25 protein-coding genes are annotated in these 21755 nt (G+C 56.3%); 7 read left to right on the top strand and 18 right to left on the bottom strand.

What is annotated here, in order from left to right; translation table 11 throughout:
- Positions 1–85 precede the first annotated feature (85 nt).
- Complete coding sequence (locus tag Q9R35_RS09600; protein ID WP_063693172.1) at positions 86–616, bottom strand: hypothetical protein; 531 nt, start codon at positions 614–616, stop codon at positions 86–88.
- Positions 617–898: 282 nt separating this feature from the next.
- Here Q9R35_RS09600 and Q9R35_RS09595 point away from each other — a divergent pair, with 282 nt between their 5' ends.
- Positions 899–1264: a YgiW/YdeI family stress tolerance OB fold protein gene (locus tag Q9R35_RS09595; protein WP_125304171.1), complete on the top strand. Its 366-nt coding sequence runs from the start codon at positions 899–901 to the stop codon at positions 1262–1264.
- Between the two features lie 118 nt (positions 1265–1382).
- Entirely contained in the window at positions 1383–1727 is a 345-nt protein-coding gene (locus tag Q9R35_RS09590) for a DMT family protein (RefSeq protein WP_021446759.1), read from the top strand.
- A 440-nt stretch (positions 1728–2167) separates the two neighbouring features.
- On the opposite strand, the gene Q9R35_RS09585 is transcribed toward Q9R35_RS09590, so the two are convergent.
- Both Q9R35_RS09585 and Q9R35_RS09580 read right to left on the bottom strand, forming a co-directional pair.
- Entirely contained in the window at positions 2168–2983 is an 816-nt protein-coding gene (locus Q9R35_RS09585) for an META and DUF4377 domain-containing protein (RefSeq protein ID WP_063693170.1), read from the bottom strand.
- A 108-nt stretch (positions 2984–3091) separates the two neighbouring features.
- Complete coding sequence (locus Q9R35_RS09580) at positions 3092–3799, bottom strand: tellurite resistance TerB family protein (RefSeq protein ID WP_042487989.1); 708 nt, start codon at positions 3797–3799, stop codon at positions 3092–3094.
- Between the two features lie 210 nt (positions 3800–4009).
- On the opposite strand from Q9R35_RS09580, the gene Q9R35_RS09575 reads away from it, so the two are divergent.
- A complete protein-coding gene (locus Q9R35_RS09575) occupies positions 4010–5161 on the top strand; it encodes an ABC transporter substrate-binding protein (RefSeq protein WP_042487986.1) in 1152 nt (383 codons plus the stop codon).
- Between the two features lie 87 nt (positions 5162–5248).
- Here the strand turns inward: Q9R35_RS09575 and Q9R35_RS09570 are convergent, their stop codons facing one another.
- The 4 genes from Q9R35_RS09570 to Q9R35_RS09555 all read right to left on the bottom strand — a co-directional run bounded on the left by Q9R35_RS09570 (position 5249) and on the right by Q9R35_RS09555 (position 8498).
- Positions 5249–5515 carry a DUF3892 domain-containing protein gene (locus Q9R35_RS09570; RefSeq protein ID WP_223254016.1) on the bottom strand — a complete coding sequence of 89 codons (267 nt, stop codon included), beginning with the start codon at positions 5513–5515 and terminating at the stop codon, positions 5249–5251.
- Between the two features lie 87 nt (positions 5516–5602).
- On the bottom strand, positions 5603–6289 hold the full coding sequence (locus tag Q9R35_RS09565; protein ID WP_231691479.1) for a 3'-5' exonuclease: 687 nt from the start codon (positions 6287–6289) through the stop codon (positions 5603–5605).
- Positions 6290–6602: 313 nt separating this feature from the next.
- Positions 6603–8051, bottom strand: coding sequence for a GGDEF domain-containing protein (locus Q9R35_RS09560; RefSeq protein ID WP_086068185.1), 1449 nt, complete (start codon positions 8049–8051; stop codon positions 6603–6605).
- Between the two features lie 180 nt (positions 8052–8231).
- Positions 8232–8498, bottom strand: a complete 267-nt coding sequence (locus tag Q9R35_RS09555) for a hypothetical protein (protein WP_063693165.1) — start codon at positions 8496–8498, stop codon at positions 8232–8234.
- Positions 8499–9050: 552 nt separating this feature from the next.
- Here Q9R35_RS09555 and Q9R35_RS09550 point away from each other — a divergent pair.
- Positions 9051–9920, top strand: a complete 870-nt coding sequence (locus Q9R35_RS09550; RefSeq protein WP_063693163.1) for an MOSC domain-containing protein — start codon at positions 9051–9053, stop codon at positions 9918–9920.
- A gap of 18 nt (positions 9921–9938) precedes the next feature.
- Here Q9R35_RS09550 and Q9R35_RS09545 read toward each other — a convergent pair whose 3' ends face one another.
- Positions 9939–10400 carry an Lrp/AsnC family transcriptional regulator gene (locus Q9R35_RS09545; RefSeq protein ID WP_009455584.1) on the bottom strand — a complete coding sequence of 154 codons (462 nt, stop codon included), beginning with the start codon at positions 10398–10400 and terminating at the stop codon, positions 9939–9941.
- 146 nt (positions 10401–10546) lie between these two features.
- Here Q9R35_RS09545 and metC point away from each other — a divergent pair, with 146 nt between their 5' ends.
- Positions 10547–11770 carry a cystathionine beta-lyase gene (metC, locus tag Q9R35_RS09540; protein ID WP_311219762.1) on the top strand — a complete coding sequence of 408 codons (1224 nt, stop codon included), beginning with the start codon at positions 10547–10549 and terminating at the stop codon, positions 11768–11770.
- Here the strand turns inward: metC and Q9R35_RS09535 are convergent.
- The 4 genes from Q9R35_RS09535 to Q9R35_RS09520 all read right to left on the bottom strand — a co-directional run bounded on the left by Q9R35_RS09535 (position 11750) and on the right by Q9R35_RS09520 (position 13825).
- Positions 11750–12223 (bottom strand): hypothetical protein, encoded by a 474-nt coding sequence (locus tag Q9R35_RS09535; protein WP_009455589.1) that lies wholly within the window; start codon positions 12221–12223, stop codon positions 11750–11752. The genes metC and Q9R35_RS09535 overlap by 21 nt on opposite strands.
- 158 nt (positions 12224–12381) lie before the next feature.
- Positions 12382–12795 (bottom strand): NUDIX domain-containing protein, encoded by a 414-nt coding sequence (locus tag Q9R35_RS09530; protein ID WP_311219761.1) that lies wholly within the window; start codon positions 12793–12795, stop codon positions 12382–12384.
- 47 nt (positions 12796–12842) lie between these two features.
- Positions 12843–13232: a YbaN family protein gene (locus Q9R35_RS09525; protein WP_311219760.1), complete on the bottom strand. Its 390-nt coding sequence runs from the start codon at positions 13230–13232 to the stop codon at positions 12843–12845.
- Between the two features lie 2 nt (positions 13233–13234).
- Positions 13235–13825 carry a peroxidase-related enzyme gene (locus Q9R35_RS09520; protein WP_042487962.1) on the bottom strand — a complete coding sequence of 197 codons (591 nt, stop codon included), beginning with the start codon at positions 13823–13825 and terminating at the stop codon, positions 13235–13237.
- A gap of 177 nt (positions 13826–14002) precedes the next feature.
- Between Q9R35_RS09520 and argG the strand changes: the two genes are divergently transcribed.
- On the top strand, positions 14003–15337 hold the full coding sequence (gene argG / locus Q9R35_RS09515) for an argininosuccinate synthase (RefSeq protein WP_035268236.1): 1335 nt from the start codon (positions 14003–14005) through the stop codon (positions 15335–15337).
- A 216-nt stretch (positions 15338–15553) separates the two neighbouring features.
- Here argG and Q9R35_RS09510 read toward each other — a convergent pair whose 3' ends face one another.
- The 6 genes from Q9R35_RS09510 to Q9R35_RS09485 form a co-directional block, all read right to left on the bottom strand.
- Positions 15554–16387 carry a phosphodiesterase gene (locus tag Q9R35_RS09510; RefSeq protein WP_063693160.1) on the bottom strand — a complete coding sequence of 278 codons (834 nt, stop codon included), beginning with the start codon at positions 16385–16387 and terminating at the stop codon, positions 15554–15556.
- Between the two features lie 82 nt (positions 16388–16469).
- Positions 16470–17549 (bottom strand): ABC transporter ATP-binding protein, encoded by a 1080-nt coding sequence (locus Q9R35_RS09505; RefSeq protein WP_063693158.1) that lies wholly within the window; start codon positions 17547–17549, stop codon positions 16470–16472.
- The gene (locus tag Q9R35_RS09500) at positions 17539–18327 is read right to left on the bottom strand and encodes an ABC transporter permease subunit (protein ID WP_311219780.1); all 789 of its coding nucleotides are present in this window, start codon (positions 18325–18327) and stop codon (positions 17539–17541) included. The genes Q9R35_RS09505 and Q9R35_RS09500 overlap by 11 nt, the downstream gene beginning before the upstream one ends.
- A 31-nt stretch (positions 18328–18358) precedes the next feature.
- A complete protein-coding gene (locus Q9R35_RS09495; protein ID WP_311219759.1) occupies positions 18359–19165 on the bottom strand; it encodes an ABC transporter permease subunit in 807 nt (268 codons plus the stop codon).
- 28 nt (positions 19166–19193) lie between these two features.
- Positions 19194–20210 (bottom strand): ABC transporter substrate-binding protein, encoded by a 1017-nt coding sequence (locus Q9R35_RS09490; protein WP_144433418.1) that lies wholly within the window; start codon positions 20208–20210, stop codon positions 19194–19196.
- A gap of 102 nt (positions 20211–20312) precedes the next feature.
- Complete coding sequence (locus tag Q9R35_RS09485) at positions 20313–21380, bottom strand: LacI family DNA-binding transcriptional regulator (RefSeq protein ID WP_199265639.1); 1068 nt, start codon at positions 21378–21380, stop codon at positions 20313–20315.
- A gap of 239 nt (positions 21381–21619) precedes the next feature.
- Here Q9R35_RS09485 and kdpF point away from each other — a divergent pair, with 239 nt between their 5' ends.
- The gene (kdpF, locus tag Q9R35_RS09480) at positions 21620–21715 is read left to right on the top strand and encodes a K(+)-transporting ATPase subunit F (protein WP_022983188.1); all 96 of its coding nucleotides are present in this window, start codon (positions 21620–21622) and stop codon (positions 21713–21715) included.
- The last annotated feature ends 40 nt before the right edge of the window (positions 21716–21755 follow it).

Genomic DNA, 21755 nt, shown 5'->3' with positions numbered 1-21755 from the left:
CAAAGCATAGATGATATAGCGTAGTAACTATGTTGAGCACAGACCACTGTGTTCCCTTGAAGTTATGATGAGTGCCTTTAATTTCTCATCGTTCCAAGCCTTCACACTGATAAAACTGCTTCAGTTCGCGGGGGCTGCCTAGTCTGACTTTAGGCAAGGTGCTTGCGTCAAAAATGCTTAGGTACTTATGGCGGTTGGGCGGAGTGACGATGGCAATGTGGCGGATCATTTGCCATTTCACGCTGTCTTTACCCCCTTCCAGGGCACCCCGACGGTTGCGCTCAAACAGGGTGCGTCGAAAGTAGCGCAGCAGGCTGGTAGCGGTGGAGACCTCTAGCACGATAAAGCCGGTAGCGCGCTCCAGGCGTGGGGCCAAGTGACGTGTGTAGTTGCCTTCCATCACCCATTGCTCCTGTGCTATAGCGGCCTGATGCAGCGCGATAAAGTCTGCTTCGGGGCGGGGAACCCAGTTAGTGTGGGGCAGGTGGTAGAGCTGATCCAGATGCACGGCCGGGATGGCCAGTTTGCGTTCGATAGCGTCAGCCAGGGTGGATTTGCCGCTATTGGACGGGCCAAGAATGCAGATGCGAGGGCCTAGTTTCTCAAGAAGGGGCATGGAGCAGGTGTAGTGCTGGTTTGTTGAGGAAGCAGGTGGCGGAGACGGAGCAGGGGCGAAGAGAGTCTATCACTGCCTCACCATGGTCGGGCAGGCCAGGCAGGATCTTGGCTGCGAGGTGCCGCAATGGGTTCATCGTGATGGCGGCAGCCGTGGATAGTAAACGCGCGTCACGATGTCGCGTCTGGTAACAAGGCGAGCCCCACAGCGCGGCTTTCATAAGGACACTGATGATATCTGCTGTTATGGTGGAACTTCAAGCCATGAACAAAGGGAGTCTTTATGTCCAGTTACCTCAAGTTGCGCTCGGCCGTGGCGCTGGCTTTGTCTTCGGCTGTATTGTCGTTTCCCGCCCATGCCCAATATACGGGGCCTTCAGAGATTGCTCGGATCACGGTCGCGGAGATTTTAAAGAACCCGGTCGATGATCAGGATGTACGGATTCAGGGACATCTTCTACGTCAAACCGCGCACGACAAGTTTGTGTTTTCTGATGGCACCGGCGAGATCGTGGCGGAGATCAAGGCCAAGCATTTTGCGGGTCAGACTTTGGATGAGAAAACCAAGGTGGAGCTGATTGGCGAGGTGGATACCAGTCTTAAACGGGCCCCCGAAATCGAGGTGGACTTCCTGAAGATTGTGGAGTGAGGCAACTCGTTTGATACCCCGCCTTTCTGCTGCCTGATTGTCCCCATAGGCGTTGATCCAATGTGACGCTACACTGGCCGGGTCGCGGCGCAGGCCGCTTTTTATCCCCGTGTCCAGAATGGCTAAGATCCTCCCCATCTTGATGTTGGTCGTCTCCAATGTGTTCATGACCATTGCCTGGTATGGGCACCTGAAGTATCCCAATAGCCCGTTGCTGAAAGTCGTGCTGATCAGCTGGGGGATCGCCCTGGTGGAGTATTGTCTGGCGGTGCCGGCCAATCGTTTGGGGCATACTGTCTACAGTGCTGCACAGTTAAAGACCATGCAGGAAGTCATTACCTTGCTGGTGTTTGTGGTGTTCTCGGTGCTGTATCTGAAAGAGAGCTTTACGCTTAACCATCTGCTTGGCTTTACGCTGATTGGGGCCGGTGCATTTTTTATATTTTATGGGCCGCTGAAATAAGGTCAGCCTCATCACGGTTTCTTTCGTTCAAGCGCTAGTGCCTGCGACAGGAATTAAAAAGCCCGGTGTGACGTCAATGCGATCCGCCGGGCTATTTTTTTATCTTGAGAGCATGTGCAGGCACAAAAAAAAGCCTCGCATGTCGCAAGGCCTGAAGCCGGATAAATAGGGAGGTGAAAAATGTTATCCGGTATTTCCATACTACGGATGGGCAGGCCTGCTGACTAGGTTCAAAGCATAGCAGTGAGTAACTATTTGTGGCTTCGAACCTGCTGTTTCTTATGGAGTTTTACTTATCTGAAACAGGGTGGCTTGCTGCCTGAATCAGATAAAAAACATCCCTGAAACAAATACCCCCAAGGCCGGAAAGAACTCCAACCTTGGGGGCATTTGATCAGGCCGTCTTTATAGATCGTGCTTAGACGAGCTTGCCGCCTGGCTTAGTTGCCGACTTGCTCGGATTCCACCACCATGTCCAGTACATCGGCCTTGGACGAAGCGTCTGCAGGCACGTTCTTCAGCTCGTAGCGGTTGATACGCAGCACGTTACGAACCCCTGGTGTGTGGGTGTAACCCTCGATGTCACCGTAGTAGTACATCCATTCGCCCGTGTGGGTTTTGAGGCCGGAGTCGTTGTACTGGATTTCACGTACTTTCAGGCACTGGTAGTTGGGCATCAACGGGTGCGAACACGCTTCGCGCTGAGCAGCCACTTCCAGGAATACGCGCGTTGGTTCGCTGCCGTAACGGGTAGTGGCGGTAGGCTCACCCTTCAGGCGCCATTTACTTCCATCCTTGAAGTTCAGGGTCAGGACAGGAGCTGGATTGTCCGGAGAGGAATCAGCCTTGGCCATGCTCCAGTCCGTTGCGGTAGGCAAGAGTTTGCCCACGGCTTGTTCGTTGCGCATCAACTCGGGGTCCGAGCACATTTTCATGGTGCTGACAGGCGAGGTGAAGGTGATTTTGGAGCCCTTGACGGTGTAGCCACTCCCCAGGACGTTACACAGATTGTCGACCGACATCATGGTATCGGTGAAATTCAGGGTGACTTGCTCGCCGCCAGCGCCTGGAATGGCGGGGGCTGGCTGGCCGTCTTTGCCGGTCGTGGCAAACAGACGCCAGTGATAAGCCTGCAGGGAAATTTCTTTATCCATCTGGCGCTCGGAAGTTGTGTTGCTGTTGTTGCCAGGAGCCGCACAAGCGGCCAAACCCATTAAGGCCAGTGAACCAATCGTCAACTTGAGGGTGTTCTTCATGGGTGGTTTCCTTGATGAGTCAAAGGGCTGTTTCGAGGGTTTAGCCCAGAGGTGAAAAGAAAAGCAATCAGAGCCAGGGCATTCTCGTGGAATGGCCCCGCTGCAGATTTACGCTTGCTGTAAAGCCTGTACTTGATTATCCAGACTTTTACGCAAAGAATCTGGCAAGGATAGTAAACGTGCCAGCTCATCCAGGTAGGCACGTTCCATATAGCTTTGCTCGTCAATGGCAAGTACGCTGGTCAAGTAGATTTCGGCGGCCATCTCGGGTGTTTGCGCCAGTTGGGCGACGGCTTGTGGATCAACAGGCTTGAGCAGCTCCTGGGACAACCAGTGCCGTGCCTGTTCAGGGGCAGCCATTTTATTGATCTCGGCGTCGATCAGTTCACGTTCGGCATCGCCGATGTGGCCATCAGCCTTGGCGGCAGAGACCAGAGCGGCCAGGATGACCATGGCGTGAGTGTCGGCCTGGCTGCTGGCGGCCAAAGGCAATGGGGCGGGTGGAACGGCTTGCACTGGAGTGGGGGCCGCTTGTTGGCCCGCATTTTGTTCCTGCCAGTTTTGGTAGACCTTGATGGCCAAGGCGCCCAGGGCAGCGGCTCCACCATAGGCGGCCATGGAGCCTCCCATTTTGCGGAACTTCTTGTTGCCCAGCAGAACGCCCAGAACGCCGCCTACCACGGCGCCGCCGCCAAAACCGCCTGCTTGTTCACTGATTTTTTTACCCAGGCCGGAAGTGTTCAACTGACCTTGGCCTTGTTTCAGTGCGCTTTGGCCGCTTTGCAGAATTTGTTGCAACATTTGCTGAAGTGACATGGATTCGCTCTATCAAGGGTAAACAGTAGCTTCGTTATAAACTACTTTATTGGGCGCGCCCGCGTACAATTGTAAGCAGACCTGCCGGAGAAAATCGCCTGAGAAGGCGTGTGTGGCATGGGGAATTTGGTATCTTATGTCCAGATCAATCCATATAGGCGCGGCTGCGCTGATATCAAGGGGGGAAGGGCTTAATCAGCTCTGCATATTATGAAATTGACTCGAACTGCTTTTGCTTTGTCCGTTGTTCTGGCTGCCTTGGCCACACCGGCCCAATCACAAGTCAAAATTGGTGTGATCGCCTCGGCCACCGGGCCAACCGCGGTGGTTGGCTTGCCACAGCGCAATACGGTGCCCCTCTTGCCGACCAAGGTCGGAGATCTGACGGTTGAATACGTCTCCATGGACGACGCCAGTGATCCGAACCAGACAGTAACGCTGTTCAAGAAAATGATTTCCGAGGACAAGATCGATGCCTTGATCGGGCCTACCGGCTCGCCCAACGCCATGAGTTTGATCCAGTTTGCGGCTGACTCGGGTACACCCGTACTGGCCCCGGTGGGCGCGGCGTCCGTCGTGCTGCCCATGACCGAGCAGAAGAAATGGATCTTTAAAACTACCCAGAACGACGACATTATTGCTCAGGCCCTGGTCAAGCATATGGTCGACAACGGTGTGAAAACGGCCGGTTTCCTGGGCTTTAACGATGCCTACGGCGAGAGCTGGTTGAGCGTGTTCAAGGAGCTGGCGGACGCGAACAATATCAAGATTGTGGCCACGGAACGCTATGTGCGTTCGGATACATCGGTAACGGGTCAGGCTCTGAAGATTTACGCCGCCAAACCGGACGTGGTTCTGGTGGCCGGTACAGGTGCTGCGGCCGTTTTGCCGCAAGTGACTTTGGTTAAGCAAGGTTACAAAGGGCAAATCTATCAAACGCACGGCGCCGCCTTGCCCGCCTTCTTGAGTCTGGGGGGCGAGCAGGTTGAAGGTACTATTCTGGCCGCCAGCCTGATGCTGGTTTTGCCGGAAATTGAAGACAGCAACCCTGCCAAGCCGATCGCTCAGGATTACATCCAACGCTACACCGAGCGTTATGGCCAGGCTCCTGCCACCTTTGGCGCCAACGTCTATGACGCAGGCCTGTTGCTGGAAAAGGCCATTCCTGAGGCGGCCAGCAAGGCCAAGCCGGGCACACCCGAGTTCCGTTCGGCTTTGCGTGATGCTCTGGAGCAAACTCGTGATCTGGTGGCGACCCAAGGTGTTTACACCATGTCGCCCGAGGACCATAGCGGTTTTGACGAGCGCGGTCGTGAATTGATTACCGTGCGTAATGGCCAGTGGCACTTGCTCAAGCCCTAAGCGGGCTTTAAGGCAGGCATGAAAAACGCGGCTTCAAGCCGCGTTTTTTGTGGTCCCTGGCAGGGAGTGGAGGGAAGGCCGGGCGGTTCAGGCAGCCTGGCTGGGAAGGCTGAGCAAAATATGAGGCTCTTCAACTTCAAGCTCAGTTTTCAGGTACTTGGCACCAAAACGGCTGAGCGCCACGATCAGTTTGGCGGGAATGCCATCCAGAAGAATGTAGTAATCTTCCTGGCCCTGCTCAATTTGCTGGACAACATCCGGTTGAGAGCGTTGCCAGCCTGCACCTCCAAGATGGGTAATTCGTTCGTAAGGGTCCCGACGCATATCTTTCGTGACGTATGCAACCTCGATCATTTGCCACCTCATGAAGTTCTTGTTGGGACCTTCATCATTGAGCATAAGGTGGCAGACAGCCATTAGGGATTTTACGAACCTTGAGGTTTAGACCTTCAAAGCCTTGATCAGATAGGGGTCCAGGTCCGGCTGGCGCAGCAGCCAGTTCTTGTAGTCCTGTGGCACATCGGCAATGGCCATGCCCTTGTGTTTGCCAAAATGCAAAACGGTGGGAATGCGTGCGTGCTCGGACAACTGCCACAGCTGCTCCCAGGTGTTGATGTTTTGCTTCAGACCCAGCAGGTACTGCAGCAGTGACAGACAATTGCGCACGTCGGCCAGCGCGCTGTGTGCATTGCGCAGGCGCTCGCGCGCGTTGGCGCGGTCAATGTGATAAATCAGGGCGGACTGGCTGTAGCTGTCCAGGCCTGGGATCAAGTGGCGTGACAGGGCCAGGGTACAGATACGCTTGATATTGGGCGAGCCGGCCACGCCCCAGTCATAGTCCACATTGTGGCCAATGATGTATTGGGTATCGGCGGGCAGCTGGAATTCGGTATGCGAGGGGCAGTCCTGCAGCTCTTCGTCATAGATGTGATGGGTGGCCAAGGCGCCCAGCGTATTGGCTTCATCAGGTCGATAGCGTTGCTCAAATTCTTCATTGACTAGCAAGAAGACCGGGTCGCTCAAACGCAACCAGGCCGCCTCGATGACTTGAGGTTTGGCAGTGCCGGTGGTTTCAGTATCAAACAGCAGGGCAGACATACGGGAATCGCTAACAGACAAAGCTGTCATGGTAGTGCATGTGCCTGCCTTTGCCTATATGGGCTTGAGGCGAAACCCCTCGGGAACGCCCCAGCGATTGGTGCGCAGCAGCCAGTGAGTCTGGCAGCTCAGGCAGCGGTACTGGGTTTCGTGGGCGCCGTCGGCAGAGGGGGGGTGTTGTCCCAGTAAACGCAAATCGGCATGCGCTTGGCTAGTACTTATACCCTGTGGCAAGGTCAAACATGCCTGGCACAAAGGCGAGCCATAAACTGACGCCATATCACCACTCCCTGATGTTTTGTTTCGTATTGAAACATCAGTATCGGTTTGCTTACGGATAGCGTCAAGTCCCCGTCTTGGGTGCAGGGGAATGATAGGAATAACTTTGGTCCCGGCCCGCGCGTTTCGCCTCGTACAAGGCCGTATCGGCCTGGCGCAGCAAGGCGTGCAGATCGAGGGTTGGGGGTTCCAGAGTGGCAACTCCCAAGCTGGCAGTCATGGTCAGCTGCTGCTCGTTGTCCAGGGAAAAGGGCAGCAGGGAAATGCTTTTACGGACACGCTCAGCGACAGCATGGGCCTGCTGCGCACTGCAATCAGGCAATAAGATCCCAAATTCCTCGCCGCCCAGTCGGCCGCATAGATCAGTATCGCGCAAAGCCAGTGAAATACGCTGGGTGATGGCACTCAAGGCCAGGTCACCGACATGGTGGCCGTGGGTGTCGTTAATGGGTTTGAAGTGGTCTATGTCCAGAACGATGACGCTGATGGGAACTTGTTTCAGACGGCATTGAGTCAATATGGCCTGGCTTTGCTGATAAAAAGCCTGTTTGTTGAGCAGGCCGGTCAGGGCATCGTGGTGGGCAAGCTTCTGCAGCTTCTCAACCGCCAGATTTCGGGCTGACATCAGGCTGGCACTGGTGATTGAAGCCAGGGCGATGGAGGCAATGCCAATGCGCAGCGACAGCAGATCCAGCGAGGTATGGAGCTGGCTGGGCAGGAAGTACATGGGCTGGCTCAAGGCAAATAGCGTCCAGAGCACGTAGAACAGAGTCAACAAGGTGGTGGAAAAGAGCGAGTAGCTCAGGGCGCACCACAATAAAGGCAGGACGGGGAAGGCCAGAGAGCCCGGGCCATCAATCAGCAGGCTCAGCAAGCTGGTCAAGAACAAGGACAGCGCGGGCGCCAGCTGGGACAGGCTCATCAGGTGCGGTTCGTTCCAGTATTCCAGAAAGCGGCGCCACGGGCGGGCGGGGGCGGTCAGGATAACGGGCAGGATGGCCGTATAGGAGATCAAGCCCGTCAGCACCCAGGACAGGATTGCCAAGGGTAGATCTTGACTGGTATGCAGATAAAGGGCAAAGCCGCCCAGCAAGGCCGATAACACACAGGCCAGGCCGTAGTAGGCTGCCAGCGTGAGCATGGCTTGAGGGTGACGCAGGGACAGGTCCAGCAAAGGATTGCGGGTGATCAGCCAATACGCCAGACTGACGCCGCTGACGTTGGCCACGGTCAGGAGCAGGGCAATGGACAGCGGGTTATGGGCCAGCAGCTCGGCACAGAAGTAGGCCAGTGTAATGATCAGCCAGTTCAGTTTTTGGCTGGCCCAGTCAGGACGGCGGATAAACAGGCCCAGAAGTACAGCTTCGGCAGGCCAGAAAATAGTTAGCGCGTCGTAATGGCGCAGCTTGGTACCCAGCAGGGTCAAAAGCAGGACCAGGCTGAACAGAAAAAAACGGGAGAGAGAGGAAGAGCGCCGCGGCGGGCGCAAGCAGAAAGCCTGCTTTGGTTTCATATCCGTTGCCATAGGAGCGCACGCTCAACGTGGACGCTTTACAGCGTCGGATAAGTTTTAAGCCGCCACTATTTTAGGATGAAAGCAGGAACGCCCATTACAAATTGTAATTAACTATTATTAAATGAAATTAATGCGGGGGTTGCATTGCGCGCCCCGTATCAATTAGGTGGCAAAGCTTCAGTTTAGAGCGGGCATGGAGTGGCGTGGGGCCACATGATGCACGTCCTGCAGGCGGAAGCGGAAACGCACGTTGGCGTCCTGGTTCTGAGCATCGGCAGTATAGGTGGTGCAGCCATGTACAGGCGAGCTGAAGATCACGGTACCGGCCATACGAGGGCCGTTTTTAGGTTGCAGGTAAACAGTATCGCCAATGCGAATATCGGTTTTGTTCAAGGCAATATGCTCAGGGCGCGAGATCAAACCGGTTGGATAGATATTTTTCATATTTTTTTCCTTATCATGTGGCGTCATTACATCGTTTTTTTATTGAGATTTGATGACACCATGATGGACCGGTCTTCACACAGAAGGCCAGGCCATTGCTATTTCAATATAGAACATCGCTGACTGAACGGTAAAAACCTCAGGCACACGCGCTCTGTGGCAGCATGGACAGCGCCTTATTCGTTTGCCAAGCACATGGACGGAGCGAGTCCGCTACGATGCAAAAAATAAGTCTGGATGTGGCTGTCGTCGCCGTGGTGAATGAATACCCGCATGTTTGGGGACATGCCAGAAGGCCAAAGAGGCCTTGTTTACATGGGTACATTCAAAAAAAATGTTGATCGCACGTGCTTAATGTAATGGATGTGTTGGTGCAATCAATCAACTATTAACTCATAGGTTTGTGATCTTGTCAAGCGTTGCCATGGAATAATTTTCCAGGGCCGATGTCTCTGACCCACTTGTTTGCAATCTGTCGCCAAAGCAGGAGCGGGCTGGCGGCCAGGCTGTTTTAGAATAAATCCCTTATCTTGCCTTTTGCTATTGCGACCCATGATTACCATTACCGGCCTGTTCACTCATCCCATCAAATCCTGTGCCGCCCAGGCGCACCCGCAGGGCGTGGAGGTCAGCGTCGCGGGCCTGGCCTATGACCGCGAGTGGGTCGTGGTTGATCAGCAGGGCGTGTTCATGACGCAGCGCCGCTGGCCGCGCATGGCCCTGATCCAGCCCTTGGTGCAGGACGGGCAGATTACGGTTCAGGCGCCCGGTATGGAGCCTTTGTCTTGGTCTCTGGATGCTCCGGCAGGCGATAATGTCGCCGTGTCTGTGCGTATCTGGAGCTCGGACACCCTGGGTCGGGACGAGGGGGATCAGGTCGCGCAATGGTTCAGCGACTTTTTACAGACGCCTTGCCGAGTATTACGTAACCATAGTCGTGCCCGTCGGTATGTACTGACTGAACGTGTGCGCCCCTGGGAAGAAAAGTCCCAGGGCTGGCGTCAGATTGGCGACCAGCTCAATGGTTTTGGTTTTGCGGATGCCCTGCCTTTTCTGTTTACCAACGAGGCATCTCTGGAGGAGCTGAATCGTCTGGTGCAGCAGTCTGGCGAACAAGCCGTGCCCATGGATCGGTTCCGTGCCAACGTGGTCTTTGAGGGCTTGCCCGCTTATGAAGAAGACTATGTACTGGGCCTGAGCAGCGAGGGTTTGAGCTTTGCCTTCATCCGCGCCTGCACCCGTTGCCCCATGCCCAACGTGAATCAGCGAACGGCAGATGTGGGGACGCAGCCTGGCCTGGCCTTGGCGCAAAGCCGTCAGTTTCCGCAAGGTACCTTGTTTGGCATGCAGGCCATGCTGGTTGAATCTGAACCCCAGGTGCTGACCATCGGCCAGACGCTGGACGTGGAATACAGCTTTTAAACCTTCAGCAACTTTGTATCAGGCGTAATCCAGGGGCAGGCGGGTCGTGAATTTGATCTGTTCCATGGCGAAACTGGAGCTGACATCGGTCAGCTCTATTTCCGAGATCAGACGCTGGTAGACTCGGTCAAAGCTCTTGATGTCGGGCACCACCACCCGCAGCAAGTAATCGGTATCGCCGCTCATGCGATAGAACTCCACAATTTGCGGAATTGCTTCCACGACGGCCGAAAACTGGCTGTACCACTGCTTGTTATGCTGATTGGTCTTGATGGCTACAAACACCGTCACACCGACGTTCAGCTTTTCCGAACTGAGCAACGCCACCCGCTTCTCTATATAGCCTTCTTGTTCCAGGCGCTGTATGCGTCGCCAGCAGGGTGTGCTGGACAAACCCACCCGATCGGCAATTTCCTGGATGGCCAAGGTGGCATCGTTTTGGAGAATCTCCAGAATGTGCTTGTCGAATTTATCCAGCATGGAAATAATTTCCCAATAATCTTGTTGATTGTGGTTTTTTATTCTCTTGATTCTGCCTGCCATAGCGTAAGAACGCAATAATTGCCCCTGGGCCCTTGCGTAGACTGTTTCCATTCATCTCTAGCGATCACGATCAGGAAAACAGCATGCAGGACTGCGATTACCAAAATACCCGTTTGACGCATTTGGGCCGGGACACCAGCGTGTCCGCCGGCTTTGTGAATGTGCCTGTTTGTCGAGGCTCTACCATCCTGGCTGACAATCTGGAGCAATGGGCGCAGCGCAAGGAGCCTGACAATCCCTATGCCTCTTATGGCCGCTTCACCAACCCTACCTTGCAAACCTTGACGCAGGCCGTGGCCGAGTTGGAAGGCGGGTTTCAGGCCAGCCTGTTTCCGTCGGGATTGGCCGCTTGTACCCATGCCTTGTTGGGCATGTTGGAGGTCGGGGATCATTTGCTGATACCGGATTCGGTTTATGGACCGGTGCGCGCGTTTGCCCAGCAGGTGCTGGCCAGCCGCATGGGTATTCAGGTGCAGTTCTATGAGCCGTCTTTGGGTGAGGGCATAGCCAGCCTGATTCGTCCTAATACCAAGGTGGTGTATGTGGAGTCGCCCGGCTCGGCCACCTTCGAGATTCAGGATATTCCCGCGATAGCGCGCTGTGCGCATGCGGTGGGGGCGTATGTGCTCCTGGACAATACCTGGGCTACTCCCTTGTTTTTTAAGCCGTTTGAACATGGGGTGGATGTCTCTATTCAGGCCGCCACTAAGTATTTGACAGGGCATTCCGATGCCTTGCTGGGAGTTGCCACGGCGAACGAGCGCGCCTGGCCTTTGTTGCGCCGGGCTGCGCATGATTTTGGCCAGACTGCGGGGCCGGATGATGCCTTTCTGGCCCTGCGCGGCATGCGCACCTTGGGTGTGCGTTTGCGTCAGCACCAAGCCAGTGCCTTGCAGATTGCTCGTTTTCTGGAGAATCACCCGAAGGTGCAGCAGGTTTTGCACCCGGCCTTGGAGTCGCACCGCGGTCACGCGATCTGGAAGCGGGACTTCACCGGCTCTACCGGCTTGTTCGGCGTCGTTCTGGAACCGTTGAGCGAAGCGCAGTTATCCCGCTTTTTCAAGACCTTGCGCCTGTTTGGCATCGGTCTGTCCTGGGGTGGGTTCGAGAGCCTGGCTTTGCCCATGGATATGCCCAAGCGCAATGGGCGAACCTTGTTCGGGGAAGGGCAGTTGTTGCGTCTGCATGTGGGGTTGGAGGAGCCCCAGCACTTGCAGCAGGATCTGGCGCAGGCTCTGGACGCGGCTTATGCGCTTAATACGTCCAGAAATACAAGTGGGTTGCGCCTAGTTGCCCAGCAGGCTTAACTGCTGGTTTTCCTGCCTGGCGATCAGGCGACGCGTCTGTTCTTCACTGATGTCCAGGCTGGGATCATCCAAAGAAGGTTGAGCTGGGCTGGAGATGCTTTCTGCAATCCGGTTCCAGCGCAGTCCCAGTTTGCTGGGTTTGGCCGGGCGACGACGGCTGCGCGGGGCTGTTTCATGCTGGTCGGGCGAGTACTGGGTCAGATCAAACTGGCCTGTGACGATGCCCACTTGCTTGAGCAGAACCATGGCCTGCAAGGGGCTTTTGAAACTGCGCGGATCTTTGCTGCGGGCGGTAACCAGCACGGCCTGACCGGCACGCGTGGCCACTTGCACAAAAAAATGATTGCCTTGTCCTTTGATGGACACACCTAAAATCCCCCCGGCTTGCGTGGCGGCACGCAACTGCTGCAGGGTAAAGGTGACGATTGCGCCTTGACAGGGCAAAGAGGACATAAATTAGCGCTCAATAAAGAAAGCCCGCCATCGCGGGCTAGTCGGGCAAATAGCTGCGTCCCCGCAAGAGGGGACTCAAGGGCGACATTATGCCAAAAAATAGGCGGTTCGTGGTTTGGGCGGCACAAGACAGCAGCAAGTCTGCTGCAGCTTGAACCTTAGGTAGCGGCCTGTGTACACAGGCGCGGCAGAATGTGATCGGCCAGCAAGGGGGCCAGTGTCAGCGAACGGATTTCCTGTGGGCTGACCCAGCGCGCTTCTTCCAGCTCGGCGGCAGCCTGAATGTCGCGATCGACCGTCAAGGTAAATACATGGGCATGAACCACGTGGCCAGGTTCATTGGCGGCCGGACTTTCAAAATACGCCTCATAGTGCGCGCGGGCCGTTTCTTCCGCCTTCAGGCCCAGTTCTTCGTCCAGTTCGCGTTGCAGGGCTTGCAGCGGCGTTTCACCTGCTTCCAGCTTGCCACCTGCCTGCATGTAATAGGCGCTGCCACGTTTGCGGACCAGGAGAATCTGGCCTTCAGAGTTGGTGATGTAGGCGGCAGCCAGCAAGATGACAGGATGGGACATGGGTTTTTCAAGCTAAAAGGGGTCAAGCCAGGATCGGTTCAAGCAGGCTATTTTTGCACAGGCCCTGATGGGGTGTCATCCAGGGTTTTGGCGCGCAGCAAATATCGGGTGGCGAAAAAGCCCGGAATTAACAAGCCCAGTCGGTACCAGCCCAAGTGGCTGGTCAGCCAGGCCGAGGCGGCCAGCGACAACCACAGCATGATCAGCGCCCGGCGTTTGGCCTGGCGGGTCAGCCCCTGGCCGTTTTCCCAGTTGCGTAAATAGGGACCCAGATGGCGCTGATCCAGCAGCCATTGATGAAAGCGGGGAGAGCTGCGGGAGAAACACCAGGCGGCCAGCAGAACAAAAGGCGTGGTAGGCAGCAAGGGCAAAATAGCGCCGGCAACAGCCAGCGCTACACATATCCACCCGGCAAACATCAGGGCGTAACGCATCATGCTTAGCGGGGAACGCGTCCCAGCATGTAGAACTCGTCATTGCAGCGCATGGACATGAAGTTGGCCATGCGGTTGCTCAGACCAAAAAAGGCACTGATACCGGCAATATCCCAGGCGTCCTCGTCGCTGAAGCCGTGCTCGTGCAGGGCCTGGAAGTCCGCGTCTTCAATCTCCTGGGCGTTTTGCGAGACTTTCATGGCGAAGGTCAGCATGGCTTTCTGTCGCGCTGGGATATCGGCCTTGCGCCAGTTCACAGCCACCTGGTCAGCCACCAGCGGATTCTTGGCGCGGATGCGCAAGATGGCACCGTGGGCGATCACGCAGTAATGACATTGGTTGGCGGCAGAGGTGGCCACCACAATCATTTCCCGGTCTGCATGGCTCAAACCACTGGGCTTTTCCATCAGCGCGTCGTGATAGGCAAAAAAGGCGCGAAATTCGTCAGGGCGGTGTGCCAGAGCCAGAAACACATTCGGAATAAAACCGGATTTTTCCTGCACGGCTTCAATACGGCTGCGAATATCCTCGGGTATTTCGGCCAGGGTAGGGACGGGATAACGGCTGATAGCGGGTTGAGCTTGTGTCTCGGGCATGGCTTGTCTCCAGGTAAAAATGGACGTTCTAGTTCATCGGGTAATTAAATCCAGCTACGCAAAGGTGTCCAGGGTCGGTCAAGACGATATAATGACATATTGATCCTGCCGCGGGCACGGCTCTGCTATAGAGTCTTACGGGCGGAACTGTACTTGCACACCACTACTGACGCGATAATGACAACCATCCTTGAATCTCTTCCAGTCGGCCAGAAGGTCGGCATTGCCTTTTCCGGTGGCCTGGACACCAGCGCTGCACTTTTGTGGATGCGCAACAAGGGCGCGATCCCTTACGCATACACCGCGAACCTGGGTCAGCCTGACGAACCCGATTACGATGCGATCCCCCGCAAGGCCAAGGAATACGGTGCCACGCTGGCCCGTCTGGTGGACTGCCGTCAGCAACTGGTGGCTGAAGGGATTGCCGCTTTGCAGTGCAACGCCTTTCACATCACCACCGGCGGTGTCACTTACTTCAACACCACGCCTATTGGCCGCGCTGTCACCGGCACCATGCTGGTTGCTGCCATGAAAGAAGACGACGTCCATATCTGGGGCGACGGTAGCACCTACAAGGGCAATGATATCGAGCGTTTCTACCGCTACGGTTTGTTGACCAACCCCGAACTGAAGATCTACAAGCCTTGGCTGGACCAGACTTTCATTGATGAGCTGGGTGGCCGTGCCGAGATGTCCGAGTACATGCAGGAAAACGGCTTCGACTACAAGATGTCGGCCGAAAAAGCCTACTCCACCGACTCCAACATGCTGGGTGCCACGCACGAAGCCAAGGATCTGGAATACCTGAACGCTGGTATCAATATCGTCAAACCCATCATGGGCGTCGCTTTCTGGCGTGACGATGTGGCCGTGGCCGCTGAAGAAGTGCGTGTGCGCTTTGAAGAAGGCCAGCCTGTTGCCCTGAACGGCGTGGAATTTTCCGACCCTGTGGAACTGATGCTGGAGGCCAACCGCATCGGTGGCCGTCATGGTCTGGGCATGAGCGACCAGATCGAAAACCGCATCATCGAAGCCAAGAGCCGTGGCATTTACGAAGCCCCTGGCATGGCCTTGCTGCACATTGCTTACGAGCGCCTGGTTACCGGCATCCACAACGAAGACACGATTGAACAGTACCGCATCAACGGTCTGCGTTTGGGTCGTTTGCTGTACCAAGGCCGCTGGTTCGACCCACAAGCCATCATGCTGCGTGAAACCGCCCAGCGTTGGGTAGCTCGTGCTGTTACTGGCGAAGTGACGCTGGAACTGCGTCGCGGTAATGACTACTCCATCCTGGATACGGTCTCGCCTAACCTGACCTACAAGGCCGAGCGCTTGAGCATGGAAAAAGTGGACAGCATGTTCTCGCCACGCGACCGTATCGGTCAGCTGACCATGCGCAATCTGGACATCGTGGACACACGCGACAAGCTGTTCACTTACACCCAGGCTGGCCTGTTGGCTCCTGCCGCTGGTTCGGCTGTGCCTCAGCTGAAAGACAGCAAGAAGTAAGACATGGCATGCAGATCGGGGCGTCTCTGAGCAGACGCCCCGGTCTGAATCAGCAGTGTCAAAAAACCCCAATTCCTGTTGAGTCAGGCATTGGGGTTTTTGTATGGAACTGGCCCAGCGTTCTTGAGCGGTTCTGTTCAATGGTGACCGTTTTCGCGACTTGGTTTGACGTGATCATCAAGGCCACGCTGTCGTCAGGCTGTGCCGTGTATCGAATCAATCGATCAGTTTCCCGCTTGGCTCATGGAAGGCGAAGGGGCCGTCGAACTGACCGACAGTGGCAGTATGGGTGACGATCTGGCCCACGCTGTCCAGAGCATGAACGGCATAGCCAGGCGGTTCCAGCGTCCAGGCCGAGGCGGCATCCTCAGCCAGATCCAGACAGACTTGGTGGGCCACAGAGGGAGCCGTGCTGGCAATGGTTCCGCCAAAGCGGATCTGTATATTGCGATGCAAATGTCCGCTGATCACTCGTTCCACATTGCCGTGCTGACGCACAATCGCCTCCAGTTGTTCCGCTCCATTGAGCAGGCCAATCTTGTCCATATGGCCGATCAGGGTGTTGAAGGGGGGATGGTGCAGGGCAATGACGGTGGGTCGCTTGGGCTGTTGGGTCAGTTCGGCTGCCAGCCAGTCCAGTTGGTCCTGGTCCAGGCTGCCCGCACTGGCACCCGCTACGGCGCTATCCAGGGCCAATAGTCTTAACTCGCCAATATCCACGCCGTAGCAGACGGGGCCAGCCTTGCCCAAGTACGTATGCTCGGGAAAGCTTGCGCGTAGTTGTTGTCGGTCGTCATGATTGCCTGGCAACAGGTACACAGGAATAGCTCCCAAGGGGGCGAGCAAGCTGCGCAAGTGTGCATATTCTTGTGCTCGCCCAAAATCAGTCAGATCGCCCGTCAGAACGATGGCATCCGGTTTTTGGGGCAGGGCCAGAGCATGCTCAATAGCCTGTTTCAGATAGGGCGCAGTATTCAGACGTCCGTATGCCAGCCTGCCTTTTTCTCTGATATGCGGGTCTGTCATTTGAATCAGTAATGTTTTCAGCATCTTTTTCCGAGCCGCCCCAGGTGGGGGGCTGCCTGTGTCAGAGGTTCTGTGGGAGAGGTGAAGGACTTGTTTAAGAACATGATCAACCGGGGGTCTCCTGGGGACGTGGCAGGGTGCCCGGCATGAGCTTGAGCGGATTGATCTGAATGCCCACGATACTGCCGGCGACTGCCCCGTGGTCACGGTCAACTTCAGCAATCATGTCTGCCTGGCCTTCCACGCCTAGTGTCAGTTGCACCCGTCCGCCCATAAAGCTGCGTTGATGGACTCGTGCCTGTGCCCAGCCCGTGTTTCTGTCCAAGGAAACGGTAATGTCTTCCGGTCTGACAAAGAGCTCAGTGGCATCGCGCAACGAGTCGGGGCACGGCAGGCATAGATCAGCCAGCCGAATTTCATTGCGTGAGCAGCTTTGCTGCGTGCGTCGCAACACATTTACACGGCCCAGAAAGCTTGCCACAAAGGGATGGGTGGGGTTGCGATACAGACTTTCCCCATCGCCAGTCTGAATAATGCGGCCCTCGTGCATGACGGCCAGCCGGTCGGCAATCGCAAAGGCCTCCTGTTGGTCGTGGGTGACGTGAATGGCGGTGATGCGTAGTCGTCGCAGCAATTCAGCTAGCTCATCGCGTAAAGAGATTTTCAGCTTGGCATCCAGTGCGGCCAAGGGTTCGTCCAGCAGCAGAACACGGGGTTGATTGGCAATGGCGCGTGCGATGGCAACGCGTTGTCGCTGTCCACCGGACAGGGCAGAGGGCAGGCGTTTTTCCAGGCCATTCAGACGCATCAGGTCGACCAGCTCGCCGACCCGCTCCTGACGCAAGGGCTGTGACATGCCCTTGATTTTGGGGCCATACCCGATATTGGCTTCTACCGTCATATTCGGGAACAGGGCGTAGTGTTGAAACACCATGCCCACCTCACGTTTCTCGATCGGCAAATGGGTGACGTCTTGCCCATCGAACAGAATGCGGCTGCCGGCATCCGGCATCTCCAGGCCGGCGATCAATCGCAGCAAGGTGGTCTTGCCGCAACCTGAAGGCCCGAGCAAGGCCATGACTTCGCCGGGGGCGATGTCCAGCGTGCTAGGGTGCAACCCCCGCGTGCCATCCGCATAAGTTTTGGCGCATTGTTCGATGCGCACCGGGACGTGTTTAGTTTCCATCGTGTTTCTCCAGCAAGCGCGCCAGTGTTTGCAGCCCCCAGAGCACGGGCAAGATGACGAGCATGAAAATCAGCGTATAGGCTGAGCCCACCTCAATGCGCATAGAGGCGTAGCTGTCCGCCAGTCCCACAGGCAGGGTACGTGTCAGCGGTGTATGCAGCATCCAGGTCAGGTTGAACTCGCCCAGGGACAAGGTGAAAACCATCAGACTGCCCGCCACAATCGCGGGCAGGATAGCAGGCAGCAAAATGCCGAAAAAGATCTGGCCGAAGTTGGCGCCCAAGGATCGGGCGGCCTCTTCCAGATCCACTAGGCTGCGTTTTTGCAAGGCCGCGCTTGTGGTGCGCACCATAAAGGGCAAAGTGAACACAATGTGGCCTACCAAAATGAACCAGAAGCTTTGGCGAAAACCTTGCAAGGAGCCGTAGGCCAACAGCAGAGCCAGCGCGGAGGCCATACCGGGAACGGCTACTGGCAAGGTCAGCAGTTCCTCGAAGGTCCGGGCCAGGCGCGAGCGACTGCGAGCCAATGCGTAGGCGCAGGGCACGCCAAGCACGATGACAGCCAGCACGCACAGCAGAGCCAGTTGCAGCGATAGCCAGACCGTAGCACCGTAGTTCACCCATACCTGTTCCAGCCATTTCAGGGTCAGGCCGCTTTTCAGGCCCAGGCGATAGTTGTTGACCAGGCCCGCCATAACGGAAATCAGGATGGGTCCAAGCAGAAACAGAATAGTCAGGCCGGTCACAGCCAGGAGCACAGGAGCAGGGCGATTCATGCCGCTAGAAGAAGTCTGCTTCATGGAGCCCTCACGCGATGACGGATGGGTCGTGCACAAGACGCCGGGCTATCCACAAGGTAAACCATGTCAGCAGCCCCAAGGAAATGGACAGGCTGGCGGCCAGGGTGAAATTCGCATAATTGGTAAATTCGTTATAGATGGTGATGGGCAGTACTTCGTAGCGGCTGGACAAGGTGAAGGCCGTGCCGAAAGCGCCCATGGAGGTGGCAAACACAATGGCGCCACAGGACAATGAGGTCGGTGCCAGTTCCGGTATCCAGACGTCTCTGGCGACGGCCCAGCGCGAGGCACCGCAGGCGCGTGCTGCCTCTTCCAGATTGCGGTCGATGGATTCGGCCGCCGCGGTATAGGTGGCAATGGCGCGGGGCAGGGAAAAGTACAGATAGGCCAGAAACAGACCCAGCAAGCCATAGGCAAAGGTCACGCGTCCCAAACCCAGGTCCTGCGTGATCTGAGCCAGAAGCCCCTGCCGGCCACCCAGCAAAATAATGAAAAAACCGACGATCACGCCCGGAAAAGACAGGGGCAAGGTCATCAAGGAAAGCAGCAGACGCTTGGCAGGTACGCGATGGCGAGCCATCGCGATACCCACCATGGCGCCCAGTACCAGGGTCGCCAGCGTCACGATGGCGGACAGGAGCAGCGTTTGCAGCAGGGCCTGCAAGTAACGCCCCGATGTCAGGACGACCCAGTAGGTGTGCATGCCTTCTTGTGCGGGCAGTGCCAGAAGCTGTGCCGCAGGCAAGAGCCAGAAGGCAGCAAAAAAGGCCACAGCAGGTGCCGAGCACAGGGGTAACAGGTATTTGCCTTGCATACGCTAACTCCACATCTCAGAGAGCCGCTTAGCGGACCTCGGCCAGATAACGTTCGGCAAAGGGTTTCTGGCCTTGTGCCATGCGGTCATAGTCAATCGCCTTGGCACGGGCGTATTCGCTGTCAGGCAAAAAGCGCGACTGTGCCTGTTCGCTGATGGCGCTGCTGCGAACCGGGCGCAGGAAGGCATTGGCCCAGATGGACTGTCCTTGCTCGGACAGCACGAAATCCAGCACTTTGCGTCCCTCTTCGGTGTGCGGTGCCTTGTTGACCAGGGACATCACGTAAGGAACGACAATCGTGCCTTCTTGCGGAATCACGAAGGCCACATCCTCGCCGTCCTTGTATTGAGCGCGATAGGCGCTGAAGTCGTAGTCCAGCAAGATGGGGATCTCGCCGGAAATCAGGCGGGCATAGGCGGTTTGCTTGGGGACGATGGGATTGTTTTTTTGCAAGGCCTTGAACCAGTTGATGGCCGGATCAAAGTTATCCATGGTGCCGCCCAGGGCTTCATTGATCGCCACGGCGCCCACATAGCCCACGAAGGCGGATGACGGGTCCAGGTAGCCAACCAAGCCTTTGTATTCCGGTTTGAGCAAATCGTTCCAGGAGGCAGGTACGGGTACATCACCCAAGGCCGATTTGTTGACCATGATGCCCATGGTGCCGGAGTGAATGGCAAACCAATGTCCTTGCGGATCCTTCAGACCTTCCGGAATCTGCTCCCAGCCCTTGGGCTTGTAGGCCTGAGTCACCCCTTCTTTTTGGGCCTGAATGGCAAAGGTAATGCCCAGGTAGGTCACGTCGGCCACCGGGTTGGCCGATTCGGCAACCAGTTGAGCCAGCGACTGGCCCGAGTTCTTGTTGTCTGGGGGCACGGTAATGCCGGTGTGCTGTTTGATGGCCTCGATCTGGCTGGCCCAGTCAGCCCATTCAGGTGGACAGTTGTAGCAAATTGCCGTCTGTGCGGCGGCCGCATTGCCGAATGTCAGCATGGCCAATGGCAATGCGACACGGCATGCCAAGGTGCTCAAAATATGTTTCATGGTTGTTCACTCCAGTCAGTAAGTGGGGCTAAATAAAGCCGGCATGGCTTGCAGGCAGGGGGCGTTACGGGAACGTTTCCCGGGAAGGAGGGCACAGCATCGTCAGGGCGCCTGTAGTTGGAACGGAGAGGGGGCGCAGGATTCACCCGGATCAAAGGTGTAGGGCAGCAATATCGACTCTTGAGCCGGAACAGGCTGCTGCCGGGCGATAGCACCTAGCAGCAAGCCGATGCACTGGCGGCCAATTTCCTCATTGGGCTGGACGATGGTGGCGGGGCGGGGAAACAGCTCCGCGCCTAGGCCAATGCCGTCAAAGCCAATAATGCTGATGTCCTGGGGGACGCGCAGGCCGATCTGTTGCGCGGTTCGCAAGCAACGAATGGCAATCAAGTCATTGGAGCCGATGACGGCGGTAGGCCGATCTGTCTGGCGCAAAAGCCGGGCGACGCAGGCCAGATGAAGACCACTCTTCTTGGTGGCAGAAGCTGCCTGGTCGTCAGGCGTTTGATTCATAAACGGCACTTCCAGCAGTGGCATGGGGGCCAAGCCGGCACGGTCCATCCCTTTGAGGTAACCACGACTACGTTGTTGGGCACGGTCGGAAACATGCAAGTGCCCGCTCACCATGGCAATGCGGCGATGGCCCTGTTTTGCCAGATGGCCAATCAGCTCAATCATGGCTTGTTCACCATTGACGGTGACGCAGGGGTGTTCGGGATGCTGGTTGTAGGCCAGCACATAAGGGCAGGATGTTTTGCTCAAGCGCTCCAACGCGGGGGAGCGAGCGGGATTTGAGACCACCAGAACAATGCCCTCCACGTTGCTGGCCAACAGCAGGGCCACGGCCTGGGATTCACGCTCAAGGTGGTATTCCGTAAAGAAGGGCAGGATGGCGTAGCCGCCGCGGGTAGCGGTATCGGCAATTCCTTTCAGGCACTCGGCAAAGACGGGATTGAGCAAGGTAGGCAGGACCACACCAATCACACGGCTGCGCTGGCTACGCAGGCTGCGGGCCGAGGCATTGGGCTCGTAACCCAGTGCCTGGATGGCGGCTTGCACACGCTGCAGGGTCTTGTTGCCCACCTTTTCAGGTTCATTGATAACGCGCGATACCGTGGCAACCGATACCTGCGCTGCTTTGGCGACATCCAGAATTCCAACATTGGCCATGACGCTCAGCCGTCAAAATGAAAACGATTACATTTGAGCAAAGGCATATGTCAGGCAGATGACGGTACGTCCATGAGCTTGCTGCTGCCTCGATCTGTCTCACAGGCAGGTCCGTGGCCCTGTGCCCCCAATCCATATGCCGTCTTTATACCCAGGCCACGAAACACTGCTCTGAATTTATGCCGCCACTCCTAGACTTTGTCTGTCTGCTGCAAGTCAGCATTGATCGGGAGTTCGGGATGAGTGCGTCCTTTTTCACAGTTCTGGCAGGAGGGATTTCTCTGGGGCTGTTTATCTATTTGTTCTATGCCTTGCTCAAGGCCGAAAAATTCTAAGTTCAGGCCGGCAAGTGTTCATTGTTTGGAACAGGTGTGC

Origin of the sequence: Alcaligenes sp. AB3 (assembly GCF_031844565.1) — a bacterium.
Lineage (GTDB): Bacteria > Pseudomonadota > Gammaproteobacteria > Burkholderiales > Burkholderiaceae_B > Alcaligenes > Alcaligenes faecalis.
Note: the sequence above shows the minus strand (reverse complement) of the source record. Positions and strands in the feature narration are given on the sequence as shown.